The sequence below is a fragment of the Saprospira grandis str. Lewin genome (genome assembly GCF_000250635.1).
GTDB lineage: Bacteria > Bacteroidota > Bacteroidia > Chitinophagales > Saprospiraceae > Saprospira > Saprospira grandis.
In genome coordinates, this window is the sequence record NC_016940.1 from 2,976,775 (window position 1) to 3,002,355 (window position 25,581).

Here is a 25,581-nt window from a genome sequence, read left to right on the forward strand (position 1 = left end):
TGAGCACTGCCCCTATAGTTTAGAATCGCTTTTTTTGTCTTTTGATGCGGCCTTTAGGTCCTTATAGTGAGTGGTTTTGGGGCCCGCGGCCGGCTAGCCTTTGGCTAGCTCGGCCGCCGCTATGCTTTGGGGCTCGCTATTCGCTCGGCCCTTCAGGCTTCACTTCGTTTCGCCTTTGGTCTGGCCTTCGGCCACCCCTCCGCAGCGCTGGGCCGTTTGGCCTTCGGCCATGGCGGCTTTGCCGCCTGCTACTTATGGCTTAGGGGCTTGGCCCTAGGGTAAATGGATGTAGAGGAGTAAAACAGGAGCAGCCAATCATCGCCTAGGGACAAGCCCCTAGGTTAATCTAATGGGGTCAGCCCTAAAGGGCCTCAACTGCTAAATAAGGCTTGGCTCAATCATTATAGCAAAGAAGGGCCTGAACCAAAGGCCCTCTTTAGAGGGCTGTCTAAAAAAGTTAGCCTAGGGGCTTGTCCCTAGGCGCAGGAAAGGGCTGTGGGTTTCCCCCATAATTAAAAAAGGTAGGGTGTTTTAGCTAATTGATTATAGCTAGGGAGCAATTGTTTTTCTTTGCACATCAGGTTGTTGCTGGGGTAAACAGAAAATCCCCTCGGATGAGGGGATGCTGTTTTGGGGGTAGATGTAGAGGAGTAAAAAAGGAGCGGCTAATCATCGCCTAGGGACAAGCCCCCAGGCTAATCCAATGGGGGCAGCCCTGACAAGGGCCTCAAATACTAAAATATAGGGCTTGGCTTAATCATTACAGCAAAGAAGGACCTGAATCAAAGGCCCTCTTTAGAGGGCTGTCTGAAAAAGTTAGCCTAGGGGCTTGTCCCTAGGCGCAGGAAAGGGCTGTGGGTTTCAACCCAGAGGTATTATAATTTCTAACAATTAAAGCAAGTGTGTGGCCAATAGGGATGATAAAAAAGTAGCCAAGGGGGTATTCCTCGGCTACTAATTAAAGGCTTTATGCCTTTTCCATTTTCCAACAATCCTAATCCTCTTGTTCTGCAGTATTATCCACATCTTCTTCTTCGGCCATGGCCTCTAGGTTGATGCGGCTACGTTTGAAGAACTGGGCCATTTCGGCTACCCAAAAATCAACACCAGGTACGCCAGATTCGCTCATGTTCTTTGCCTGCTTATACATTTGAGAAGAAAAGCGCATAGAGTCATAATCAAGTAGGGTGCGGGTATCGCGAAGCTTTTCATAAAGCTCATTGGTGCGACCTTCTAGACCCTCAAAAACCTGACGAGCATTAAAGTCTTTTTCGTACTCCACTCGATCAAAGTAGCTAGGAAGCAATTGCCCCTTTGCTTGATAAAAGCTGTGTGCTTTGAGGATAAAGAGCTTGTTCTGCTCATTGATGCTTCCATAACGTTGACGGTCGCTGGGGCTGAGGTTAATGACCTTGCCATCTAGAAGCTGATCAATTAGGTCAAAAGCGCCGTTAATCTGCTGAATAGCAGTCGCTAGCAATTCAATGCTAATCATATTGTTTTTAGCCATAACTAAAAAAGATTTAAGTAATTAAAAATAAACAGTAGAGACTAGGTAGAGCAATCATAGCCTAAAAGCTATGGGGGAACTCCTGTCTTTTGTTTATATATTGTGTTATAGTTATAAATGTAGGGGTAACTTTTTGTAAATGCAAGTTATAACTAAATTTATTTACGCATTTGCTTTAAAAAAGCATCTATTTTAACGTTTTAGTTAGTTTTTGGGCTTGTATAAGGTCTAAAACCTCGTCTTGGAAGGTAGTTTTAGTGCTTCTGAACCTTAAAGGATAGGTCTTATAAATACTTGCGTATCGTTCAGTAGCTAGACAGTGAGGTCCTAACCCTTAATTTAGAGCTTATAAAGTGCATTGCTGCGGTCCTTTACTTCAAGCTTTAGCTTCCTAGACTCCTTTTTTGAGGTCTGTTAGATCGTAATTGAGCTTATTTACCTAATTTTCTAGGTCGCAATACTGCATGCAACTACTTCATTTATATATGACATAGCTTCATTACTCTAGCTATGTAGTTCTAATACTCTTTTCAAGGACTAACAAGACCTCAACAAAGGACTTCGACAACTTATCTGCTGGAGTTCGGGACGTCTCTCATGCAGTTTGACAACTTATCTGCTGGAGTTCGGAACGTCTCTTATGGGGTTCCACAACCTATCTAATGGAGTTCGGGACGTCTCTTATGGAGTTCCACAACCTATCTAATGGAGTTCAGGACGTCCCTCATGCAGTTTGACAACCTATCTAATGGAGTTCGGGACGTCTATCATGGGGTTCCATAACCTATCTGATGGAGTTCGGGACGTCTCTCATGCAGTTTGACGGCTATTCGGGACTGTTCAGGATTTTGTGTATCCGAATAAAATTTAGGCCTTTAGCTGCTTAGGATTTGGCCAATAGTTGCCTAGGGACAAGCCCCTAGGCTAATCCAATGGAGTCAGCCCTGACAAGGGCCTCAACTATTAATATATAAGACCTTGTTCAGTTGTTATCGCAGAGAAGAACCTTATCCAAAGGCCCTCTTTAGAGGGCTGTCTAAAAAAGCTAGCCTAGGGGCTTGTCCCTAGGCGCAGGAAAGGGCAGACACAAAACTTTAAATAGACTCTAAAGCCCAGTTTGGCAGCCCTTGGGCTGGGGCATGAAAAAGCCCAAGCAAGCTTGGGCCAGAAAAAAATAATTCTTCAAATCTATATAGGGTGGATAGTTGTGGGGTAGGTTTGTGCTGTTCAGGCTTTTGGCTCTTCTAGCAAAGGTTGGGCCTTTAGGCAGTTTAATAAAAGTAGAGCTTGGTCAATCAGCGCCTAGGCTAATCTAAATGGGAGCAGCCCTGACAAGGGCCTCAAAGGCTGATATATACGGCTTTGCTAAATAGTTATTGCAGAGCAGGTCCTTGTCCAAAGGCCCTCTTTAGAGGGCTGTCTGAAAAAGCTAGCCTAGGGGCTTGTCCCTAGGCGCAGGAAAGGGCAGGCACAAAACTTTAAATAGACTCTAAAGCCCAGTTTGGCAGCCCTTGGGCTGGGGCATGAAAAAGCCCAAGCAAGCTTGGGCCAGAAAAAAATAATTCTTCAAATCTATATAGGGTGGATAGTTGTGGGGTAGGTTGGGGGGAAGAGGCTAAAAAGCTGGCCAAAGCTCTTGTCTGCAAATACTGCTTTGGGGCGTTTAGGCTTTTCGTTTTATAAGAAGTAAGGTATCTAAACATCAGTCAGTTCTTGTTATAAATATTTATATTAGGAGTGAGTTTTCTATAACCGAATAAAGTAAATGCAAATGATTGAGCTAATTAAAAACTTTTGCTTTCAAAGAGATAATTTGATTTACAAGATCTTGAAAGAGTGTTCTAAAGAGGTCTGGGCTAGACAAAAAGCGGCTAGCGAGTCTGCTGCTTCAAAGGTTAGTGAGGTGACATTGACTGAAAATCTTATGTACAAAATCTACTCTTATGTAAAAGAGAAGAAGCTAGGAGATCGAATTGGTCTTTATCATTCAAAAGATGAAAAGACAAATGGGGCAGATATTGAGATTTGTCTAAAGGTTGGTAGTAACCAATATCTCTGTTTGGCTTGTCAGGCTAAACGACTCTATATGTTTGACACAACGAAAAACAAAACATTTAATAAGCCAAGATATGGAGCACTTAATCACTATGTAGGAGGGGATAAAAGCAAGAACCAAACAGACCTTCTTATTAAGTATGCAAAAAGGAAAAAGGCAATACCGTTGTATCTACTGTATAATTATCATAAGGATGAGGCTTATATGAAAGGACTGGAAGATGATGCTGAACTTTATGGCTGTACACTTTTAAGTGCTTATTATGTACAAGATACGTTGAAAGCATCTTCTAAATGTTTTGAAAGTGCGCATGGACCAGCCAAGCCTATTACTAGTCTTAGTTGTTTGTTGTTTAACAGCAGTCTAACTGAGCTCCAAAATAACTGGGGCCAGATAGACAGTGCCCATCGAATATCATTTTTGACAGCAAGAGAAATAGAACGAGACGGAAATTGGATCAAATCTATTGACTCTGATGAACCTTTTCGTTTTGTAGCGACGGGGGGACCTGAATTAGAAACTGTACGAAATGAGGATATTGTATACCCTCATAAATTTTCACCTAGATACCGAATTGTTATTTCACCTAAAGAGACAGAAACAGATGAATAAATCAAAGACATATATTATAAGTGTAGCCCTAGATTATGAATCTAAAGAGGAAAAAAAACTTGAAAATGCAGTGATTGATAGTCAGCTGATTGTAGATGCGATAACTAAAAAGTTTGATTTAGGAGGGGTGGAACCCTATTTCTTGGTGAACAAAAATGCTACAGAAGAAAAGCTAAGAGAAACCATAAAAAAAATTGAAGTCCTAGCAAGTGTTGGCGATAGCTTACTGTTTATTTATAATGGTCATGCAGAGAAGACTAATGAGGAGAAAGTAACTTGGAACCTTTATGATAAAAAAATTAGCGCAAGTGACTTTATTGAGGATATAGCCTATAGTAACCTTAAAGATGAGGTAAACTCTATGGTTTTTATTTTAAACCATTGTTATGCTACTAGTCTTCAGAATCGACCAGAATTAGAGCTGCAGAAAAGGGGGGACGAAGATAGTCTTATGGAACTCGCTTATCTGATTACAACAGGAACTGTAGGTAGTAAAGTGGAGGATGAAGGATATAGAGAAGCATTAGTTGAAGCTATAGAAAGTGTTAAATATTATGAGGAGAAAACTAACTGGGGAAAGTTACTAGAAGAGGCAAATAAAAAATTAGAGAAGTCTGAGCAGGAATTTAAGAGTAAAAAAATCCTCATAAGGACAGACAAAGAGTTTAGAGCAATTCCCCTCTATGTTAAGCAGTCAGAAGAAAAAGAACGAGAAGAGCTAGAGAAAGACGGCGGTCCCATATCTGCTTATGAACAATTTATCAATAAGTATCCAAATTCACCAGCTGTAGAAAAATTTAAGCTAAAAGTTGATTCGGCTAAAGAAATTCAAAGAATCGACTTGAACCGCATTAGAGATGCTATTAAATTTTTTATTGAGCGATTTCCAATCCAAGAAAAAACACTAGAGGATGCTCAAGATGTAGAAGATGTAAGAGAACTTCGTGAGTTATTGCTAGAGGTCAAGAATAGTAATAGTAAATATATAGATGAGGTATTCAAGGTTCAAAATACAGGCGAACAACTAAAGAAGATACAAAAAATAATAGATGATAGGGAGGTAGATAAGGCAAAAGCTGAGCTTAATAAGTTAAAAGCAAATAAAGTTGAGACTCGGATACTTAGTATTTTTGAATCTAAAATTCAGAAACTTCAGTCTTTTATTGATGCGGAAGAAGAATGGGAAGGTATAAAGGTTAATGTCAAAAGAGGGCTCCTAGCAAATCTTTCTACTAAGGTGGCAAATTTTATAGGAAGATACCAAGATGTTGATTTGTGTAAAGATTTAGTTGTAACTGCTAACCGTAACTTAAAGTCTATAGAACTCTATAAAAATTATAAAGCAAAAGAGTCTTGGGAGGAGCAGTTGGAAATACTAGAGAAAGCTGTAAGCACTGATGTCCCAGAGTTATCTAAAACTCGCCTAGAAAAAGAAATTAGTGATGTTTTAAATGAGGTGCCATTATTTACTCATAGTGATACGGCCTTAGTTGCTGAAGAAGATGAGGAATTCTTTGCTAAGCTAGATGATGTTGCGACTAAAATGCTAAGGTTGAAACTATTAGCTAGACCACTAGCTAGCATTAGAGAGAAGGTGTGCAACTGGGATCAGTATAAGAATGTTGTAAATCGTTTAGAACAAGCTGAAGAGCAAATCAAAAAGGTTCTAGCTGCCTTTAAGCGTAATGTCTCGGCTAAAAAGAAAATAATTGCTAATCAAATTTTACTGCAAGCCCTGAATAAAGATAGTCACTTCTTCGAACTTGCGGAGTTGTGTGGAATGCATGAATGGATTTCTATTCTACCTATATATAGGGAAGTAAGTGCTAAACTAAATCAAGAAGATTTGCCAGAGGGTTTGTTTGATGCTTTGAAAAACGATGTGAAATCTGAAAAATTGATGAGTGAATATGAAAGTATATGTATTGACTATATTCGATCAATTGAATTGACGTGGCACTTAACTCAGGAAAACAAAGAACTTAAGGACTTTGAAGAATTAGAGCGTGAATTTAGCGATATCATTGCTAGTTCGAAACTAAATGATTATATCCAAGAAAAGAAAAATGCGTGTAGACTAAAAGATGCAAAAAGAGAGCTAAAGAATGAAAATCTTAGCCCAGAAGCAAGGCTAGAGATTTACGATAGAATCCTATCCTTGGAATTGAGTGAGGAACAAAAAGCCCGCTATCAGCAACAACGTGATGAGCTAATAAGTCAGATTGATCAACAAGAAGAGCAGAAGAAAAGCGAAGAAGTAGGTCCTCTGTTGGAGAACTTAAAGGACAAGCTCTTAGTACTTTCCGTTGATGAAATAAAAGGGGCAATTCTCGAATTAAAAAAATATCTCGACTTAGATTCTGTTAGAGGAGAGGTTGAACGAATTATAGAACGGTCAGAATATTTTTTGATGCTTGTTGAAAAATGGCAAACTGCACAGCATAAAGAAGAAACTATTGATGAGTTCTTAACTGAACTTTTATCAAGCCCTTATCAGTACACCGATATTTCAAACCATTTTGACCTTGAAGTAAAAAAGGCAAGAGCTGCTTGTCGGGAAAAGCAAGAGCAGTCAAGTATTACAAGACTCTTAGAACAACAGCTTGTCCTTTTAGAGCAACAGAGGGCAAAGCAAGAAGAGCAAGAAAAAAGGCAAGAAGAACAACAAGCTTCTCTTTTCGAGAAGCAGAACGCCAAGCAAGAAGAACGAGAAAAACAACAAAGGGAACAGCAGAAGGAAATTATAGCAGTATTAAAGGATCACTCAGAAAAGCCAGTAAAATTGCCAAGATATTTTTTGGTAGTTATCCTGGCGCTTGTGGGAGTACTTATTGTTATAGCAGTTAAGCTATTATGGAGCTAGAGACTCGTCTCATCCCCCAGCCCAAGAACAATACTTAAGCAAAAAAACTATTTTAAAGGGCTTCCCTTTTCACACAAAAAAAATAAATACATGCAACTCCTCTATCTGTGGATCAAGGATTACAAGAGTATCAAAGAAACAGGGTTTAACTTTAGCTCTGAATGGAATTTCAGTTATGATGCGCAGCAGAATAAATTGACAGCAGAGCGCCAAACTTCTATACCCAAAAACTTTTTTGGAGAGCAGTTTTTAGATGTAACTGTTATTGTTGGTGAGAATGGAACGGGGAAAAGCTCTTTGTTGGATTTTATTGTATTGCCTATAGGACATTACCTACAAGAGAAAGGAGTAATTTTTTTATTGGGAGATGAATTTGGCAATTTGTATACATTTAGCCTGTATGAAGATATTCAATATGTTGGCTTAGATGGAGTTAGCATATACTCTTGCAAAGACTATCCCGAAGATTGTGTTACTACTATTTTCCAGTTTTTTGATTCAGGGAAAAAGAATGCCATTCTCTACTATTCTCCAGTTATAGATTATCAAAATGTAGAAAATATTAACCTGCGTTTTGATAAAAATACAGAAGCTGGTATGGATGATAGAATATTTAATATCTCATCTAATTACTTCCTGAAGAAAGAGGAGAGAGGATATGTCTATAATGATGTATTAAGATCAATCAGGTTTTTGAATAGTAGTCTAGTAAGGTCATTAGGAAATCTGATATTTAGCTATACACCTAATGATATTACAATTTTTTATAGCAAAGTTTTAGGAGAAGAGAGTTACCTTTTAGACTCTCCTAGTAGCTTTAAAGAGGTTGTTGCTAGCTCTATAATTCATCTTATAGAGAAGGAGTATCAAAAAAATGAGGGTTTTTCTGTACAAGGTCTTGAAGAACTAAAAGCTTTTTATGTACAGATAATTAATGGAAGAAAAGAAGAGGACAGTGATTTTGAGGTGTTAAAGAAGGCGCTAAATGAGGCAGGTGTAAACAATAAATTTTTGGATTACTTAGATGAAATAAGTAGCAAAGGAAGTTATAATGCTTCAGAATGGGCTTTTGATATCCCTCTAAAGGGCAATACTAACTTGATTTGTGATTTTATTGAGTCGTACCAAAGCTTAAATCTAGGATATCGATTTAGAAGCAAATGGGGGGATTCAATAACAGATATACTAACATTTTCTTGGAGAGATTTAAGCTTTGGAGAAAGGACCTTGTTAAATATTTTAAGCCGATTCTTTAGCTTAAATGAAAAGATTCATGAAGATAATGAGGTCTTACTGATAGCAATAGATGAGGGCGATTTAGGCTTTCATCCCGACTGGCAAAAGAAGTATTTTAGCATTCTTGTAAAGTTCTTGCCATTGATTTTTAAAAATCAGAAAATACAACTAATCCTCAGCACCCACTCCCCATTCATCCTCTCTGATATTCCCAAGTCTAACTGTATCTTCTTAAAGAAGGATGAAAAGGGCAATAGCAAGGTGGATGAAGGCTTAGCCATTAGCAATACTTTTGGGGCTAATATACATGAGCTTTTAGCTGATGCCTTTTTTATGAAAGGGGGGCTTATTGGAGATTTTGCTAAGGGGAAGATCAATGAGTTATTAAAGCGGCTTAGTCCTATTGTGCGCTATAAGCAGTTGCGCTCAAAGGCTATACTGGCTGGGGTAGTGGGGACAATAGAACAACTTCTAGAAGAAAGAGAGGATTTAGAAGCTTGTATCAAATGGCTAGATAGTAGTGCAAAAAGAACGAAAAAGATAAAAGCCATTATTAAGAAGCATAATTTAGCTGAGTTGGATAGTAACTTTTCAAACTGGAGGAAAGTGCTAACAACAGAAGAGAAGAGTATTATTAAGGACTACATTCCCGCGCATTATGGCTTCAAAGCAAAGCAAGAAGAGGATAGGAAGTTTATTGAGATGATTGGGGATCGTTTTGTCCGACAAAAGTTAAGAGAGCTCTTTGCGGAGGCTAAAAACTGCATCCCAAAGCCCCTGAAAGAAGATGAGAAAGAAGGTAAGAAAGTAACTGGAGTAACAGAGGAAATCGCACTTCTTGAGCAGCAAATAGAACACTTGAAATCTAAACTGAAGAATAAGTCATGCTAAAAATTAACAGTACTGAGTTGGATAAGTTGGCAAAGGCTTATTTAGATGAAATGAAAGAAAAGATAGAAGATTATCTTTCCATAGAAGAAACAGAACCTGCAACAGAAGATACAGAACTTAGGCTACCTGGAAAACTCATAAAAAAGATTCGAAAGCACTTAAATAAGGACTTGTTAGATGGTAGTCCTGATGATTTGGCTAGGATTATTAGTGATCTAAGTTTGGACTTTGATCTAAAAACAGTTAAAAAATACAAGTTAGCATTAAAGAGAATATTCTCATATGATGATTATAAATGGGGAGCCTACAAGCTTGCTAAAGCCTTAAAAGTAGATTCTTGTTGCTATTGTAATCGGCAATATACTTTTACGCTGGGGACGGATAAAGAGAAAGTGAGTCGCCCTCAGTTTGATCATTTTTTTCCTAAGAGTAGATACCCCTATTTGGCCCTGTCTTTTTATAATTTGATTCCCAGTTGTTCGGTCTGTAATAGTGGTCTGAAAGGGGATGTAGACATGACCTTGGAAGACAATGTACATCCTTATAAAGAGGGCTTTGAAGACAGTCATTCCTTTGCAAGTTTGCCCTCCTGCTATGAAGACTTAATGGGCTTACCCTCTACTGGCGAGCAGCAACTAGAGCTGTATTTTCGCAGTTTTGTCAATGAGTCTAAGTTTGAACATAGGGTGCGGCAAAACATACATCTGTTTAAGTTGCGAGAGCTGTATAGTGAGCATCGGGATTTTGTCCAAGAACTATTGCGATTAAGGGCTATCTCTAGTGGGGCTTATTTCAAGAACCTTATGGAGCAATATGATGGCCTATTTCAGTCAGAAGAAGAATTCTATCGGCTAGTATTTGGGAATTATTATGCAACTGAGGACTTACTCAAGCGGCCATTGGCCAAGCTCCGCCGAGATATTTTAGAAGAATTAGGGGTCGTTCGGCCTATAGATATCAAATAGTAGCTAGCTTAAAAAAGGCTGTATCAGCTCCTAACAAACTGAAATCCTCAAGCGGCGAAGCTGTTACAATCAAAGCGGAGAACTCCTATTTGGCCTAGCGATGTGCAGCAGTGGCCCGCAGGGCCAGACCAAGGCAGCGAAGCTGCCGAAGGGCCGAGCAGACCTGCGAGCTGCGAAACGTAGCGCCGCAAGGCGAAGCCGCAGCGGAGGCCCCAAAACAACATCGAGCTGCGACAACAAGAACTTTAGTTCGTCTTCGACGACCCAAGGGAGTAAACGTAGCGCCGCAAGGCGAAGCCGCAGCGACAACAAAGACTTTAGTCTGCAGTTCGACGACTGAAAGGAGTAACGCCCCAAAACAACAGCATCTAGTATATGCTTATAAATAGCGGGACGGTTCAGGATTTTATGTATCCGAATAAAATTTGAGCCTTTGGCTTGCTAGGATTTGGCTAATCATCGCCTAGGGACAAGCCCCTAGGCTAATCTAAATGGAGTCAGCCCTAAAGGGCCTCAAAGGTGGATATATAGTGCCTTACTAAGTGGTTATTGTAGATAAAGGTTTTATCCAAAGGCCCTCTTTAGAGGGCTGTCTGAAAAGCTAGCCTAGGGGCTTGTCCCTAGGCAGCAAAAAGGAAAAACACAAAATTTTAAATAGTCTCCAACAGTAGCAAGACCTATTGGGGGAAAAGTAATTGGGGCCAAGCCGCTTTGGGATCAGTGATTTCGAGGAGGAGAATGGCCCCCTCTTTTTGGCTCTCGATTAGTTTTAGGGGAAGTTGTTTTTGGTCCTGATAATAGGCCTGTACCAAAGGGGGGAGTTCCTCCCAACTGCTATTGCTTTGATAGCGACTAAAGCCATTGAGCAATAAATAATAGCGGGTATTGGGCTGGGGCTGTTCTTGCGCCGCCTGTTGGTAGTCCCAGAAAAGGACCTGAGATTGAGGGGCAAACTGCATATAGTATTCGCCAAAATTGCGCTGTACCGGATTGCTAATGACTATGGCCGCCTGCTGCTGATCGGGAGAGAAATGCCGCAGGATTAGCTCCCGCTGTTCGATATAGCCTTGGGTTTGGGCATATTGCATACTTTGGTAAGTCGGGTAGGCCAAAGCCAAAATAAAGAGCGAGATAGAGAGTGCCCTTGCCCCAAGCATTAAGCGCTGGGGAGAAAGCGCAAAAAGCGAAAGGGCCAAGGCCCAAGCCCCAATAGATAAGGCATTGCCATAGTCTAGCCAATAGGCTAAGGCGGTCCAAAGCCACAAGGGCAGCAGTAGTCCAAGCGCATACTGCTTGCGCTGCCAAAAGGCCTGCAAATAAGGGGCGGCGGCAATGGCGGCCAAGGGGGCCAAATATAAAAAGTGACGGACATCCGTGCCGCACATGGGCACATAAGCCTTATAAGAAATCGTCATGAAATAGGCCGAAAAAACACTGAGGCCCAAGCTAAGGCTCCAAAAGGCGGACTCGCTGTCTAGTTTCCAGAGCCTGCCTTTTAGGAAAAAGAGACTGCCTAGGCCCATGCCCAAAACAGGCAGCAAACCGCTGCGAAGAAATAAAAGGCCCAAACCATAGCTAATGCGTTCTAGTAAATGGGAAATTGGGAGTTGGTCGTAGCTGCAGGGATTGAAATAACTGCCCAGCTCTATGGCTTTGAATCGATAGAGAAAACTACCTGTTTGGCCATAAATTACCCCAAAATAAAGGGTGAAAAAGAGGATCGAAAAGCCAATCGCCCAAGTCCAAAAGGCGAGGTATTCACGGCGGTAAACATCTAGAAGAAAGAAGACAAAAAAGACCGGCAGCGATAAGATAATCGTCTCTTTGGCCCAAAAAGAATAGAGTAAAATCAGGCTAAAGCTCAGGGCATAGGGCCAGCTTGGACCGCCTTGCCGCTTAAAGCGGAGTCGCCAAAGACAGAGAAAAAGGCCTAGGGTCCCTAAAGCGACAAGAATATCGGGCATGACCTTATCCGAATAAAACAGGCTCCATTCATTGAAGAAAAAGAGCAGAACGCCCCAAATGCCGGCCCCTTTCCAAGGGCCGCCCAAACTCCAAAAGATCAGTAGGGCCGTAGCGCCCGTGATGAGCATGGCGGGTATTGCTCCAGCAAAATCATTGATGCCAAAAAGGGAGTAGGAGAGGGCCGTGGGGAAGATCGTTCCCCAGCGATAGGCATAGTGGTCGTCGCCTAAATGAAACTGCCCTTGTACCAATTGAGCGGCCTGATACATATAGCCCATGACATCATCATAGCCATAGTGACCATAATAGCCAAAAAAATAATGCCCCAACAATAGGAGGGAGAGCAGGGCGCTAAGGCCCAAATAGGAGAGAAGTGATTTCATGCTGCTTGTTCTTGGGCCAAAGGTAAGCAGTGGAGGGCAGAAGAAAAAAAGATATAGGTTGCTGTGGGGGAAATGCTTGGCTCCTAATGAGTAGATTGGAGCGGCTAATCATCGCCTAGGGACAAGCCCCCAGGCTAATCCAATGGGGTCAGCCCTAAAGGGCCTCAACTGCTAAAATATAGGGCTTGGCTCAATCATTATAGCAAAGAAGGACCTGAATCAAAGGCCCTCGCAGAGGGCTGTCTGAAAAAGCTAGCCTAGGGGCTTGTCCCTAGGCGCAGAAAAGGGTTGTGGGTTTCAACCCAGAGGTATTATGATATTCAATATTTAAAGTATTCATTTCAAAGACTAGGAATGATAAAAAAAGGAGCCCAGGGTTAAAACCCTCGGCTCCTAACAAGCAGATATTGTTCTGAGCGGAAGGTTTCAACCTTCCGCTCAGCAGCAGGATGTTCTAAAGATCCTTTGTTGCTGTGGGTTTCAACCCAGAGGTATTATAATTTCTAACAATTAAAGCATTTAATTCAAAGGACCTGTAGGTTAAAACCTACAGCAAGTGTGTGGCCAATAGGGGCGATAAAAAAGGAGCCCAGGGTTAAAACCCTCGGCTCCTAATGAGTAGATTGGAGTGGCCAATCATCGCCTAGGGGCAAGCCCCCAGGCTAATCCAATGGGGTCAGCCCTAAAGGGCCTCAAATACTAAAATATAAGGCTTGGCTTAATCATTATAGCAAAGAAGGGGCTTATCTAAAGGCCCTCTTTAGAGGGCTGTCTGAAAAAGTTAGCCTAGGGGCTTGTCCCTAGGCGCAGAAAAGGGCTGTGGGTTTCAACCCAGAGGTATTATAATTTCTAACAATTAAAGCATTTAATTCAAAGGACCTGTAGGTTAAAACCTACAGCAAGTGTGTGGCCAATAGGGGCGATAAAAAAGGAGCCCAGGGTTAAAACCCTCGGCTCCTAATGAGTAGATTGGAGTGGTCAATCATCGCCTAGGGACAAGCCCCCAGGCTAATCCAATGGGGTCGGCCCTAAAGGGCCTCAAATGCTAAATAAGGCTTGGCTCAATCATTATAGCAAAGAAGGGCCTGAATCAAAGGCCCTCTTTAGAGGGCTGTCTGAAAAAGCTAGCCTAGGGGCTTGTCCCTAGGCGCAGAAAAGGGTTGTGGGTTTCAACCCAGAGGTATTATAGTAATTCAAAAGACCAAGGTCGGCCAATCATCGCCTAGGGACAAGCCCCCAGGCTAATCCAATGGAGTCGGCCCTAAAGGGCCTCAACTACTAAAATATAGGGCTTGGCTCAATCATTATAGCAAAGAAGGGGCTGTCTGAAAAAGCGAACAAGGACTTTAGTCCGTCAGTTCGCTCAAGTTTACAAGCCTAGGCTTCAGCCCAGGGCGCTAAGCACAGCAATTGTTTTTACCCCTGAATTTTTTGTGTGGAGTTGTGTTGTGGCCATGGGCTGAAGCCCATGGTTGCGGGGCTATGCAAACTGGCGGGCTAAAGCCCTTGTTTGCTGATGGAGCCTAGTGGAACAGAAAATCCCCTCGGATGAGGGGATGGTATTTTTTAGTTAGCCTAGGGCCTTGGCCCTAGGGGTGTATATGCAGAGGAGTAAAAAAGGAGTGGCCAATCATCGCCTAAGTCTAGAGCAGATGACAAAATTAAGACTCAAAACGGCTATCGAGTTCTTCAAAATTGTAGCGAATAAAACAGCGACGTCCTCTAGGCGATCGCTCTGGATTTTGGCAGGCAAAGAGTCGATCAATAAGGGCCTGCATTTCCATGGGGCTGAGCCGTTTAGGTTGTTGTTTGGCCATGCGCATGGCCATGGCTCTGGCCATATTTTGCTCAAAGGAGAGCGAGAGCGATTGGCCCAACTGGTATTGCTCCAAGATTTCTTCTAGCCAGCCATCTTCTTCGCCCAATTGTTCTAAATAGGCGGGTACCGAAGAGATGACAAAGGTGGTTTCGCCCATAGGAACCAGCTCAAAGCCCATCTTCTTGAGTTCGGGCAGCAGCTCTTGTAAAAGCTTGGCATCTCGCAAATTTAGGCTCACACTAATAGGGAAGAGGCTGTGTTGTTGGACCAGCCGCTTATGTTCTAGCCGCTGCAAATAATCATCATAAAGGATGCGCTCTAGGGCGGTCTGCTGATGAATCAATAAATAACCCGCTCTTAATGGGCTAATCATATAGCCTTGGCCCAAATAAAAAAGCTCTTGCTTGGGACCTTGGCCCATTTGCAGGGTCTCTTCCTCTTCCTGTTCAAAAAGTGGGGTTTGCTTAGACAGCTTGGAAGGGAGGGGCTGTTGCTCTTCTTCCTCCTCATTTTGTAAACCCGCATAGAGCTTCTCCCAATGCGCCAGATTGTTTTTTTCCTGCTCCGTTTTTTGAGGGGGACGATAGCCACCGCCACCGCCGCTAGTTGTAGACTTTGGGCTGCTCGTTTTATTGGAAAATAGCTGTTGTTTTTCCATCTGTTCCCGCTCCAATTGCTTACTAATGCTCGACTCCTGATCAAAATCAATGCTGGGCGTCACATGATGCTGGGCCAAAGCATGGCGGGTACAAACTCTGAGGTAATTATAGATCAGACGCTCATCCTCAAACTTAATTTCTTGTTTGCTGGGGTGGACATTCACATCAATTTTGGCCGGGTCTAGCTCAAAGAAAACCACATAAAGCGGATACATCTTTTGCGGCAAGAGGTCCTCATAGGCCTGAAAAAGCGCATGCTGCAAATAATTGCTTTTGATATAGCGCTGATTGACGTAGAAATATTGATCCCCACGCATCTTGCGAGCAAAATCGGGCTTGCCCACATAGCCCCAAATCTTAATAATATCGGTCTCTTCCGAGATCGGAATCAGCGCTTGGGCGTATTTCTTCCCCAATACCTGAATAATCCGCTGTTTGAGGTTGCTGGCAGGCAGATGAAACTGCTTTTGACCATTGTGGTGCAGGGCAAAAAAGATATCGGGATGAGCAATGGCAATCTGCTGAAACTCATCGAGAATATGCTTAAACTCTACCTTATCAGACTTGAGAAAGTTGCGTCTAGCGGGAATATTATAAAAGAGGTTCTTGACCGAAATACTGGTCCCCGCCGCCGCCTGACAAGGCTCTTGCAAAATGAGTTCAGAGCCTTCTACTTGCAGACGAACGCCCAGTTCTTCGCCCCGCTTTTTGGTCCGCATTTCTACCTGGGCCACCGCAGCAATAGAGGCTAGGGCCTCGCCCCGAAAACCCATCGTGTGCAGGTTAAATAGGTCTTCTGCCTTCTGAATTTTAGAGGTCGCATGCCGCTCAAAACTCATCCGAGCATCAGTTTCACTCATCCCAATGCCGTCATCAACCAACTGAATGAGGGTTTTTCCCGCATCATTAATGATTAGCCGAATGTTTTGCGCCCCAGCATCAATGGCATTTTCCATCAATTCTTTTACCACAGAAGCGGGCCGTTGCACTACCTCTCCGGCGGCAATTTGGTTGGCAATATGATCGGGCAACAGGCGAATAAGGTCTGCCATAAGGAATATAAATTAAGAAACTAGGAATTGGGAAACCAAAAGTTAAGCAAGCCGGGCAACCAGCGCTCTAGGGCCGCATAGGCCGCAGCCGTCAAGATGCCCAAGATAATTAATAAGCGCAAAATACCACCAGACCAAAGCCCACGATGCTCCCGCTTGGCAATCTCTCTGGCCAAACGCAGCTCTTCACGAATGCGCATTTTGGTCACTTCTCGGTCAATATCTCCCGTTTTTCGGCCTTCCGCCGCACGTACGCGGTTCTCCAAAGCCTCTTTGTCCGCATCATAAAAACGCGGCTGATAACCAAATCCACGAGGCTGATGCCCCCCTAGTTTGAAGAATTTAAGCATAATGATTTCTCTATTAATTGGAATGAAGATAACGAACTTATCTCAAACTAAAAAGCTTTGGCAAATCTCCTAATATCTACAGCCATTTTAGCTTTTTGTTTTATTTTTTTGGGGCCTCCGCAGCTTTGCTGCGGCGCTACGTTTCAGGGCTCGCAGGTCTGCTCGGCCCTTCGCGGGCTTTGCCCGCTCGGTCTGGCCTTCGGCCACCCTTGCACATCGCTAGGCCAAATGCCCCTGCTTCGCTTTGGGCCTCAAATCCATAAATAATAAGATTATTTAGACAGAAAACTGGCAATTCTAAAAAGAAAAACTTACCCTACTGTTACATTAGTTATTTACGACAAAAACGACAGTTATGAAGTTACCTTCTTTTTATGCTCTTTTCTTTTTGCTTTTTGCCGCCCTTCCTCTTTTGGGCCAAAGCCTTCCTACAGAGGTCATCACCGCCGATAGTCGGCTCGCCAAAGCCTCCGATGCAATGATCGCACATTTGGTCAGTCGGGCTCAGGCCTATCATATTTGTGCCGAAAAGCCAGAAATTAGGGCCAAAATCAAGTCCTTTAATCGCCGCTCCAAAAAAGCAATCAAGGCCTATAATAAAGCCAAAACCACTAGCGAAAAACTAGCCGCTACCAAAGAATTGCTGCTGCTCATTGAGCTACGGCTTGCCATTTTAGACTGCTTGCCCTATCATGATAATGCAGTGCTCTCTCCTGAAGCAGAACAAGCAGAGTTTTGTAAGCTGCTCGGGCGTAGCCATATACCAGAGCTGGACCGAGAATATATGCTGGCCCAACTTGAGCTAAATCTCTATATTCTAGAGCATTTGCCCGGCCGCAAGAAAAAGAAATGGCTGTTGAAGTATGCACAGCAAAGTATTGACTTTATAGCGGCCATGCATGAAGTGAATAAGGGCCTAAAAAAACGAGACTAATCGCTAAAGCGCCAGATATGTCCCTGGGCCGTGCCCAAATACCAAAACTGCCCATCATGGGCCAAGGATAGAATTTCTTCGCCCTGTAAACCCTGAAGTTTTTGCCAGTTTTCTCCGCCATCATAGGAGAGGAGCAGGGCCCCATCTTTTCCCCCTACGGCCAGACGGTTTTGGTCTAGGGCCAAAATAGAGCGCCAGCGGTATTTGGGGTTCATGGTTTGGCCAGACAGCAGCTTTTGCCAGCTTTCTCCGCCATCTTCGGTTTTATAAACACTACCGTAATCGCCCGCTACAAAGGCGTTTAGGCTGTCTGGCCAACTGATGGCCCTAAAGTAGTTGCCTTGGGGCGGCATAGGGCTCCAGTTTTGGCCCCCATCAGTGGTCTTTAAGATCAGGCCATAGCCTACGGCTAGGGCTTGGCCATTGGGCCTGCCCGCCAAATCGCTAAAGCTGTGCAAAAAGCTGTCGGCTTGTAGTAGGTTGGGAAATTCTCCATTGGCCCTTAGGCGATGGATGCGCCCCTGGCCCAGATTTTCGCCAGCAACGACTAGTCCCGCAGAGTCAGAAAAGAAATGGCCGGCAGAAAAAAACTCCCAGCCAGGCATATAAAGGCCCGACCAAATTCCGCCTTCTCGATAATAAACGGTATTGCCAATAGGGTAGGCATAGAGTCGGTCCTCTAGCCACTGTAAATCTCGGACGGCATGATTGAGCAGGAGCAAACTATCCCAATTAGGGCTATCTAAGGCGGTGGCCCAAACTCCTCCACGGTCAAAAAGATCGCCCAAGCCAACATATAGGCTATCGCCATGAAGCAATAGGCTATTTACTGGCAATTGATCGGGGGCTTGCCATTGCGTCATGGGCCGTTCTAGGGGCGCTATCTTTTGGCAGGCCAAGCAACTCAAGCCGAGCAAAAAAAGTAGAAATTTATTGTAGGCCATATTTATCAATCAGGTATACCCAGGCGGCAATACCTGCGGCGCCTAGTTCTAGTTCTCTGCGATGCACATTTTCAAAAACATCAGTTCTAGAGTGGTGGTAGTCAAAATAGCGTTGCGAGTCGGGACGGAAGCCAAAAAGGACCACGCCCAATTTTTTGAGGGGACTAATATCGGCCCCAGAACCTCCAGTTGTGAGTTCATAAAAGCCATAAGGGGCCACTAAACTTCTCCAGTTTTGGGCCTTGGCATAGGCGGGTTTTAGAACATGGGGCAGGGCATCCATGGCAAAGCCTCTAGGGGCATGTCCCCCTCCATCAGATTCAATAGCGGCAATATGTTTTTCGCCTTTGCGCTCGGCTTCGGCGGCATATTTACGGCCACCAGCTAGGCCGCTTTCTTCATTGGCAAAAAGCACGCAGCGAATCGTATGTTTGGGCCGAATACCTAGGGCTTTAAAGCTGTGTAGGACCTGCATGGCATGCACGCAGCCGGCACCATCATCATGGGCCCCTTCACCCAAATCCCAAGAATCGAGATGGCCACCAACAACAATAATCTCATCGGGATAGACCGAGCCCTTAATTTCGCCAATTACATTATAGGTTTTGCGCTTGCCCAAATCTTGGCAATTTAGCTCTAGCAAAACCTTGGCCTTGGGTTCTTGGGCCAAAAGGGCCGATAGTTTATCGGCGCTTTGGATGCCTAGGGCCGCGGCTGGAATGGGCTTTTCTTGTTTGAAAATGGTCACACCAGAGTGGGGAACATCATCATTTTTGAGGGTAAGAGAACGGACCAGGGCGCCTACTGCTCCTTTTTGGGCAGCTACTCTTGGTCCAGAGGTCCGCTGTGAGCCTGCGGCCCCATAAGCGTGAAAGGTATTGATCTTTTTGGGGTCCATAGGCCCATTAAAAAAGACAAACTTGCCTTTGACTTGGCTGCTGGGCAGTTTGCGCAGCTCGTCTAGGGATTTCACCTCGATTACTTCTGCCTTTAGGCCCAAGTTTGGGGTGGGGGCAGAGTAACCCAAAGCGACCACAGAGAGCTCCAAATCGCCTAGGGTATTAGATTGGACTACCTTACATTTTTCTATGCTTCCGCGGCTCCAGTGGCGGACCTCCACCTCTTGGGTCCAGACCTTATCGCAGCCAATGCTATCTAGAATTTGCTGGCTATATTCTACAGCGGCAGCCCCAGCGGCAGAGCCTGCTACTCTATGGCCTACTTCTTTGCAGAGATAGTGCAACCAAGGATAACATTGTCCTTCGGTCAAAACATGGTCAAAGAATTTAGCAACTTGTTCTACTTCCTCATCTCCGCTTTGGCCAAATGCCTTTGGACCAGATAAAAAAAGAGAGCAGACTAAAAGAGCAAAAAGGGAGCGCATAGCGTAGGTAATTTAGGCAAGGAAAAGAAATACGGTAGGCCGTTTATGGAGTTCGGGCAGCTCTCCTTTTTTCCATTCGGCTACAGTTTGGCTTTTAATATACTGGCTGGGCAGGCTAATATCTGCGGCCACACAAAGTCGGCAATGCTTGGGCAACTGGGCCAAAAGGTCCTCTAGCATGGCCATATTGCGGTAAGGCGTTTCGATAAAAATTTGGCTACGGCCTTCTTTTTTAGATTGGGCGTAAAGCTGTTTAATTTTTCTTTGGCGATCTCCTTTTTTGATGGGCAGATAGCCCTCGAAGCCAAAGCATTGGCCATTGAAGCCAGAAGCCATTAGGGCCAATAGGATAGAAGAGGGACCAACTAAGGGGACCACCTCAATGCCTTTGGCATGGGCCATTTCGATAACGGCGGCGCCGGGGTCGGCTACGCCGGGGCAGCCTGCTTCAGACATCAGGCCGATGCTTTTCCCCATCTTGAGGGCAGGCTCTAAGAAAGAGGGGAGTTCGGCTAGGTCGGTGCGTTTGTTGAGTTCAAAAAAGGTCATTTCTTGAAAGGGGACGGGGGTTTTCCAATCCTTGAGAAAGCGGCGGGCGGTTTTGCCTCGCTCCACAATAAAATGGTCCAAACTATGCACCACTTGAATCACTTGTTCTGGGACAGGTAAATAATCGGAGGGGCCCAAAGGGACGGGGATAAGGTATAATTTAGCCGGCATAAAGGCAGAAGGTTGAGATAGTTTAATGCCTACAAGATACGGAAGTCCGCCAAATTCTTAAAACAGAGGACCAAAAGCGGCAGAACTCTTTTGCTGCAGGGGTTAGTTGGGGGGCTTTGGCGGCTGGGCGGACCCTGCGCTGGGCGCAGCCCAGCGCAGTGGCTGAGGGATGGACAGCAGTGGCCGCAGGCCAGACCCAGCCGCCTTTGGCGGCGCAGGGCCGAGCAGACCTGCGAGCTGCGAAACAGCCCGACCCGACCGAAGGGAGGGGCAGCCCCAAAAAAACAGCAGGATAAAAAAGAAGAAAACCTTAGTGTTGGCGCATAAAAAAAGGGAAGAACAGCCTGTGCTATCCTTCCCTAGAGGTATTGGAATATGGTTACCCAATGATTTTTTTGAAAACGCCCATGCCTAGAATCAGGCTCGCATTTTTGAGGCCTTGGCCGAGTTGCTTCATGATTTTATGGCGCAGAGAGGTTTTGCTGGGCATCTCTTTGAGGGCCTTGATGAGGCGTTTATTTTGTTCCTCTTGGCCGACAGAAATGCGGATACAATGCTCTAAGTTTTTATCAATTTGGAAGGCGGGAAAGACCTCGATGCCTTCTGACTGCAGGTATTCATAAGTTTTTGGGCCCTCTTTGACCTTAAAGAGAATGCAATTGCTGTTGGAGAGGAACACCTCTTGGACTAGAGGCAATTGGTCGAGTTTTTCGATAAGGATTTTGCGTTGTTCTAGGGTTTGTTCGAGCACGCGATCCTTTTGGGCGGGCAGGCGCATGGCCTTTACGGCGGCAGCTTGGGCCATGGCATTGACACTAAAGGGCGTTTGCATTTTTTGCAAAATCTCGATCAGTTCGGCAGAGCCGAAAGCCAGTCCTAGGCGGAGGCCCGCCAGGCCCCAGAGGCTAGAAAAGGAGCGAATAATCACTAGATTTGGAAAATCTTTGAGGTAGGGGAGTAGGCTAAGATCTTGTTGATAATCCAGTTGTCTTTCATCTAGGATGACCAGGCCCTTAAAGCCCTCGATCGCATCTACAATATCGATCCCTCGGAGGCAGCGGCCAGAGATGGGGTTGGGATGGCTCAGGAATAGGATTTTGACCTCTTTGCGGAGTTCTGCCCGCAGTTTGAAGAGTGAAATTTGATGATCTTCATTGAGGGGGAGCAGCTCGAGATGGCTACCATTGAGATCGGCTAGGTGGCGGACCTCGGGAGCGATAGGGCTAAAGCTGAGAATATGGTCCTTATCATTTTGGCAAAAGACGCGAAAAATCAGGTCGATTAGGGCGCTACCGCCATTGCCGGCGATAATTTGTTCTTTTTTGAGGCCATAAAACTCGGCGGCTTCGTCACGGAGCAGCTGGCATTCGGGATCGGGATATTGGCTATAGTCTTGCTCGCTGCCTAGGCTGCCCCAAGGGCTTTCGTTTTGCTCCATACGCAGGCAATTCCGAGGCAGGCTATGGTAGCGGGCTCGGCGGCGGCTATTTAGAATTTTCCGGCTGCGGCGGGGCAGCAATTCATAAATATCAAAATCGCTGGAAGGCATAGGGTAGGGCTAGATACATGAGTAAAAAAGTAGCGAATAAAGGTATTATTTTTTGCTCAAATTTCGTGCTAGTCTAGTCCTTGTTTTTAAAGCTGTCTGATAGTTTTGCACCCTTTTTCTTGAAGTACTCGAAGAAAGCGACATTTAGAAAAAGGAGTAAAAAGCCGTAAATAAAGTCATCCCAGGGGATACTGCCGCAGCGAAAGCCGAGTAGATTTTGCAGTTGTTGGCTATTATTATAGAGGACCACAGGTTCTTGATTGAAGCCTCCGGTCAGGATGCCATTGACCAATAAAAAGGGAAAAATGCTAATGAGATAGGCCAGATAAAATCGGCTGCGATAGTGATTGGGGACAAACAGCAGTTGCCAGAGCAAAAAGCTGCCGGCCAGCAGAAAGGTCCAGGCGGTATAGCTCATCCAGAGGCCCAAAAAGCCAATCGCATAAAAGCCAAAAACCAAAAGCCAGCTTAGGGGCCGTTCTATGGGGGCCAAAACATCTTTAGGGATATAGGCCAAGAGGCATTCATGAATAAAGACACAGGCATAGGGAACGGTAATAAAAAACAGCCATTCGCCTAGGGGGAGGCCCAGAAAAGAGTAGGTAAAATAGCGGGGATTGAAATCCCAGACGCCCATTTGGGTGAAGAAAACATCCCAGGCCAAAAAGAAGCCGCCTACCATGAGCAGGCCGGGGAGGAGAAAGCGCCATTTTTTATAGAAGTGGACCTTTTTATCAAAGGAGAGCAAAAAAGGGAAAAAAATCGTCCCGATGTTAATCCACAAATACCAATAGGCATGCTCGCCAAAACTGAGTTTTGGTCCCATAGCGGGCACTTGCATAGACTGCTCGGCCTGCCAGTCTAGGGGCTGCCATAATAAGTAAAGGACCCAAAGCAAGGGCAGCCCTCCAAGAAGAAGAGCCGCCCCCCATTTTTTTGTTTGCTGCTGCATTTATAAGAGATTAAACTGTGCCCGAATCATGGATTTGCCCAAGATATACAATTTGCTGCCATTGGGAATTCGGATGCGCTCTTCTGTTACCCGATCGGCAGGCGATTGCTTAATTTTGTGAAAGAGATTGAGGTAATACTTATAGGCCACATAGACCCCAAAGCGGCAGCCTTTGGGCAGGCCCAAAATGCCATGATAGGCCAGTTGAAAATCAAGCAGGATATCTGCCTCGATTTCGGCCTTGATTTGGTCATTGAATAACTTATAATCTACCCCCGGAAAATACACCCGACCTCTTTCTGCATAATCGCTTTTCATATCGCGCAAAAAGTTGACCTTTTGAAAGGCGGAGCCCAGGGCGCAGGCTGGTTCTTTTAGCTCCTCATAAAGGCCCGGCTGATCTTTGCAAAACACCCGCAGACACATCAGGCCCACCACCTCGGCAGAGCCATAAATATACTTTTTGTAGAGGCTATCTTCATAGCGCTGAAAATGCAGGTCCATCTCCATACTATACAAAAAGGCATCAATCAGTTCTCGCTCAATTTGGTATTCATTGACCACCATTTGAAAGGCCTGCAAAACAGGGTTTAGGCTGATCTTTTCCTCAATGGCCCGATAAGTATCTTGCCGAAACCGCTCGAGCAAATCGGCTTTGTCATGCCCATGAAAAGTATCTACGATTTCATCGGCAAAGCGAACAAAACCATAAATGGCGTAAATAGGTCCTCTGAACCGCTTAGAAAACATCCGAATGCCCAGCGAAAAAGAGGTGCTATAACGCTCTGTAATGAGCTGGCTGCAAGCTTGGCAGCTGTCCTGATAAAGTTTTAAGTGATCCATAGGAGATGTATTTTAGCCCTTAGACTTAATGATTTCTCGGGCGACAACCTCTCCAGAAATAAGAGAGGGGGGAACACCCGGACCGGGCGTGGTCAATTGCCCAGCATAATAGAAGTTGTTTAGTTTTTTGTTCTTCAAGCGCGGCTTGAGAAAGGCCGTTTGCGATAAGGTATTGGCCAAACCATAGGCGTTCCCTTTATAGGCATAGTAGTCTTTCTTAAAGTCCTTATGTGCATAACTCAGTTTGTAATCTACAGCCGAGCGGATTTCCTGCCCCGTTAGGGCTTCCAAACGGTCCATCACCAAGTTGTAGTAATGCTCTCGAGTAGCTTCGGTATCCTCTAGTTCTGGGGCCACAGGCACCAATAAAAAGAGGTTTTCATGCCCTTCTGGAGCACAAGAAGGGTCGGTTTTAGAGGCCAAACAAGCATAGAATAAAGGCTTGCTGGGCCATTTTGGGGTTTTGTAAATTTCTTGAGCGTGTAGCTTAAAGTCCTCATCAAAAAAGAGGTTGTGGTGCAGTAGGTTGTTCAGCGGCTTGTTTACCCCCAAATAAAAGAGCAGAGAAGATGGCGCCATCACTCGCTTATCCCAATAGCGCTCATTATAGTTACGATATTCAGGCGCAAGTAGTTTTTGGTCCACATGATGGTAGTCGGCGCCCGCTACAATGATATCGGCCTCAAAACGCCCATTTTTGGTAATGGCTGCCTTGGCTTGCTTGCCCGAAACTTCAATACTTAAGACTTCTTCATTGAGCAATATTTCTACCCCCAATTCTTCGGCTAAACTAACCATTGCCGCCACAATTTGATACATACCGCCCATGGGAAACCAGGTCCCCAAAGCCAAATCTGCATAGTTCATCAAGCTGTACATGGCCGGCGTTTCTTCTGGAGTAGCCCCCAAAAATAAAACGGGAAATTTCAATAATTCCCGCAAATGCGGATGCTTAAATAGCTTTTCTACATGAGTGGCAATAGAAGAAAACATCTGTAGCTTAAATAGTGCTCGAACCACCCGCAAATCCGCAAACTCTAAAATGGATAAAGAGGGCTTTTGCACAAACTCGCCCATGCCTACTTTATATTTGTATTCGGCCTCATCCAAAAATTGTTGCAATTTGGCCGAACTCCCCGGCTCATAACTTTCAAACAACTCTTTTAAGGCCTGCATATCGGCCGGAACCGCCAATTCTTCGCCCTCCCCAAATACAATTTTATAGGCCGGGTCCAAGCGCTTGAGCTCATAATAATCCGACACTTTTTTGCCAAATTGCTCAAAAAATTGCTCAAAAACCTCTGGCATCCAATACCAACTCGGCCCCATATCAAAATGATATCCCTGTACCTCCATTTTGCGAGCACGCCCGCCAGCACAATCATTTTTTTCTAATAACTGAACGCTGTATCCAGCTTTGGCCAAATGACAGGCCGCAGAAAGGCCCGCAAATCCAGACCCAATAACAATGACTTTTTTCGACATATTGTGGTTGTTCTCCAGTAAAGCAAAAAGGCTTTTTAGCCAAGAGACAAGTTAAACGATTATTGGCTCTTTAACTTATTCCTAAAGGTTTTGTTTAAAAAAGCGCTATTTTTTTTGCCTAAAGTCTCCACATTTATAGCGTAAACATACTATTTTAAGGCTGTTGTAATATTTTTTACTGCTTTTATGTTTTGGGGCTGCCCCGCCCTGCGGGCGGGTCGGGCTGTGCCGGGCTCGCAGGTCTGCTCGGCCCATCGCTTTTTCGCTTTGCTCAAAAGCTCGGTCTGGCCTTCGGCCACCCTATCCATCCCTCAGCCAGTCGCTACGCTCCTCTGCGGCGGCTGCGCCGCCTGCTATGGCCCAAAAGAGAAGCCGCAGCCAAACACCAAAAAAGGGCCTTTTCCTCATC

At 44.6% G+C, this 25,581-nt stretch carries 16 protein-coding genes; 5 read left to right on the forward strand and 11 right to left on the reverse strand.

Annotated elements, in window-relative coordinates; genetic code table 11:
* Positions 1-994: 994 nt before the first annotated feature.
* Complete coding sequence (locus SGRA_RS13180) at positions 995-1,510, reverse strand: hypothetical protein (protein ID WP_015693228.1); 516 nt, start codon at positions 1,508-1,510, stop codon at positions 995-997.
* Positions 1,511-3,281: 1,771 nt separating this feature from the next.
* Here SGRA_RS13180 and SGRA_RS13190 point away from each other — a divergent pair.
* The 4 genes from SGRA_RS13190 (at position 3,282) to SGRA_RS13205 (ending at position 10,133) form a co-directional block, all read left to right on the forward strand.
* Entirely contained in the window at positions 3,282-4,178 is an 897-nt protein-coding gene (locus SGRA_RS13190; RefSeq protein WP_041329659.1) for a DUF6615 family protein, read from the forward strand.
* Complete coding sequence (locus SGRA_RS13195; protein ID WP_015693231.1) at positions 4,171-7,041, forward strand: caspase family protein; 2,871 nt, start codon at positions 4,171-4,173, stop codon at positions 7,039-7,041. The genes SGRA_RS13190 and SGRA_RS13195 overlap by 8 nt, the downstream gene beginning before the upstream one ends.
* 90 nt (positions 7,042-7,131) lie before the next feature.
* Complete coding sequence (locus SGRA_RS19570; protein ID WP_015693232.1) at positions 7,132-9,168, forward strand: AAA family ATPase; 2,037 nt, start codon at positions 7,132-7,134, stop codon at positions 9,166-9,168.
* Complete coding sequence (locus SGRA_RS13205) at positions 9,162-10,133, forward strand: HNH endonuclease (RefSeq protein WP_015693233.1); 972 nt, start codon at positions 9,162-9,164, stop codon at positions 10,131-10,133. The genes SGRA_RS19570 and SGRA_RS13205 overlap by 7 nt, the downstream gene beginning before the upstream one ends.
* A 677-nt stretch (positions 10,134-10,810) precedes the next feature.
* On the opposite strand, the gene SGRA_RS13210 is transcribed toward SGRA_RS13205, so the two are convergent.
* The 3 genes from SGRA_RS13210 to SGRA_RS13220 form a co-directional block, all read right to left on the reverse strand.
* Positions 10,811-12,481: an ArnT family glycosyltransferase gene (locus tag SGRA_RS13210; protein WP_015693234.1), complete on the reverse strand. Its 1,671-nt coding sequence runs from the start codon at positions 12,479-12,481 to the stop codon at positions 10,811-10,813.
* A gap of 1,661 nt (positions 12,482-14,142) precedes the next feature.
* Positions 14,143-16,011 (reverse strand): DNA mismatch repair endonuclease MutL, encoded by a 1,869-nt coding sequence (gene mutL / locus SGRA_RS13215; protein ID WP_015693236.1) that lies wholly within the window; start codon positions 16,009-16,011, stop codon positions 14,143-14,145.
* A gap of 20 nt (positions 16,012-16,031) precedes the next feature.
* On the reverse strand, positions 16,032-16,361 hold the full coding sequence (locus tag SGRA_RS13220; protein WP_015693237.1) for a hypothetical protein: 330 nt from the start codon (positions 16,359-16,361) through the stop codon (positions 16,032-16,034).
* A gap of 355 nt (positions 16,362-16,716) precedes the next feature.
* Here SGRA_RS13220 and SGRA_RS13225 point away from each other — a divergent pair, with 355 nt between their 5' ends.
* The gene (locus SGRA_RS13225; protein WP_015693238.1) at positions 16,717-17,295 is read left to right on the forward strand and encodes a hypothetical protein; all 579 of its coding nucleotides are present in this window, start codon (positions 16,717-16,719) and stop codon (positions 17,293-17,295) included.
* Here SGRA_RS13225 and SGRA_RS13230 read toward each other — a convergent pair.
* The 7 genes from SGRA_RS13230 to SGRA_RS13265 form a co-directional block, all read right to left on the reverse strand.
* Positions 17,292-18,239, reverse strand: coding sequence for a WD40/YVTN/BNR-like repeat-containing protein (locus SGRA_RS13230; RefSeq protein WP_015693239.1), 948 nt, complete (start codon positions 18,237-18,239; stop codon positions 17,292-17,294). The genes SGRA_RS13225 and SGRA_RS13230 overlap by 4 nt on opposite strands.
* Positions 18,226-19,623 carry a M20/M25/M40 family metallo-hydrolase gene (locus SGRA_RS13235; protein WP_015693240.1) on the reverse strand — a complete coding sequence of 466 codons (1,398 nt, stop codon included), beginning with the start codon at positions 19,621-19,623 and terminating at the stop codon, positions 18,226-18,228. Before SGRA_RS13235 ends, SGRA_RS13230 begins: the two co-directional genes overlap by 14 nt.
* 12 nt (positions 19,624-19,635) lie before the next feature.
* Positions 19,636-20,343 (reverse strand): SAM-dependent methyltransferase, encoded by a 708-nt coding sequence (locus SGRA_RS13240; protein ID WP_015693241.1) that lies wholly within the window; start codon positions 20,341-20,343, stop codon positions 19,636-19,638.
* A gap of 379 nt (positions 20,344-20,722) precedes the next feature.
* Complete coding sequence (locus SGRA_RS13250) at positions 20,723-21,892, reverse strand: pyridoxal phosphate-dependent aminotransferase (protein WP_015693243.1); 1,170 nt, start codon at positions 21,890-21,892, stop codon at positions 20,723-20,725.
* Between the two features lie 73 nt (positions 21,893-21,965).
* Positions 21,966-22,844, reverse strand: a complete 879-nt coding sequence (locus SGRA_RS13255) for a lycopene cyclase domain-containing protein (RefSeq protein ID WP_015693244.1) — start codon at positions 22,842-22,844, stop codon at positions 21,966-21,968.
* Positions 22,845-23,687, reverse strand: a complete 843-nt coding sequence (locus SGRA_RS13260) for a phytoene/squalene synthase family protein (protein ID WP_015693245.1) — start codon at positions 23,685-23,687, stop codon at positions 22,845-22,847.
* Positions 23,688-23,699: 12 nt separating this feature from the next.
* The gene (locus SGRA_RS13265) at positions 23,700-25,172 is read right to left on the reverse strand and encodes a phytoene desaturase family protein (RefSeq protein ID WP_015693246.1); all 1,473 of its coding nucleotides are present in this window, start codon (positions 25,170-25,172) and stop codon (positions 23,700-23,702) included.
* Positions 25,173-25,581: the final 409 nt, after the last annotated feature.

Excerpts from the sequence above, each read along its gene's own strand:
- SGRA_RS19570 (WP_015693232.1), top strand. The coding sequence starts at position 7,132 with ATGCAACTCCTCTATCTGTGGATCAAGGATTACAAGAGTATCAAAGAA.
- SGRA_RS13205 (WP_015693233.1), top strand. The coding sequence starts at position 9,162 with ATGCTAAAAATTAACAGTACTGAGTTGGATAAGTTGGCAAAGGCTTAT.
- SGRA_RS13225 (WP_015693238.1), top strand. The coding sequence starts at position 16,717 with ATGAAGTTACCTTCTTTTTATGCTCTTTTCTTTTTGCTTTTTGCCGCC.
- SGRA_RS13190 (WP_041329659.1), top strand. The coding sequence starts at position 3,282 with ATGATTGAGCTAATTAAAAACTTTTGCTTTCAAAGAGATAATTTGATT.
- SGRA_RS13240 (WP_015693241.1), bottom strand. The coding sequence starts at position 20,343 with ATGCCGGCTAAATTATACCTTATCCCCGTCCCTTTGGGCCCCTCCGAT.
- SGRA_RS13235 (WP_015693240.1), bottom strand. The coding sequence starts at position 19,623 with ATGCGCTCCCTTTTTGCTCTTTTAGTCTGCTCTCTTTTTTTATCTGGT.
- SGRA_RS13195 (WP_015693231.1), top strand. The coding sequence starts at position 4,171 with ATGAATAAATCAAAGACATATATTATAAGTGTAGCCCTAGATTATGAA.
- SGRA_RS13265 (WP_015693246.1), bottom strand. The coding sequence starts at position 25,172 with ATGTCGAAAAAAGTCATTGTTATTGGGTCTGGATTTGCGGGCCTTTCT.
- SGRA_RS13210 (WP_015693234.1), bottom strand. The coding sequence starts at position 12,481 with ATGAAATCACTTCTCTCCTATTTGGGCCTTAGCGCCCTGCTCTCCCTC.
- SGRA_RS13220 (WP_015693237.1), bottom strand. The coding sequence starts at position 16,361 with ATGCTTAAATTCTTCAAACTAGGGGGGCATCAGCCTCGTGGATTTGGT.
- mutL (WP_015693236.1), bottom strand. The coding sequence starts at position 16,011 with ATGGCAGACCTTATTCGCCTGTTGCCCGATCATATTGCCAACCAAATT.
- SGRA_RS13250 (WP_015693243.1), bottom strand. The coding sequence starts at position 21,892 with ATGCCTTCCAGCGATTTTGATATTTATGAATTGCTGCCCCGCCGCAGC.
- SGRA_RS13230 (WP_015693239.1), bottom strand. The coding sequence starts at position 18,239 with ATGGCCTACAATAAATTTCTACTTTTTTTGCTCGGCTTGAGTTGCTTG.
- SGRA_RS13255 (WP_015693244.1), bottom strand. The coding sequence starts at position 22,844 with ATGCAGCAGCAAACAAAAAAATGGGGGGCGGCTCTTCTTCTTGGAGGG.
- SGRA_RS13180 (WP_015693228.1), bottom strand. The coding sequence starts at position 1,510 with ATGGCTAAAAACAATATGATTAGCATTGAATTGCTAGCGACTGCTATT.
- SGRA_RS13260 (WP_015693245.1), bottom strand. The coding sequence starts at position 23,687 with ATGGATCACTTAAAACTTTATCAGGACAGCTGCCAAGCTTGCAGCCAG.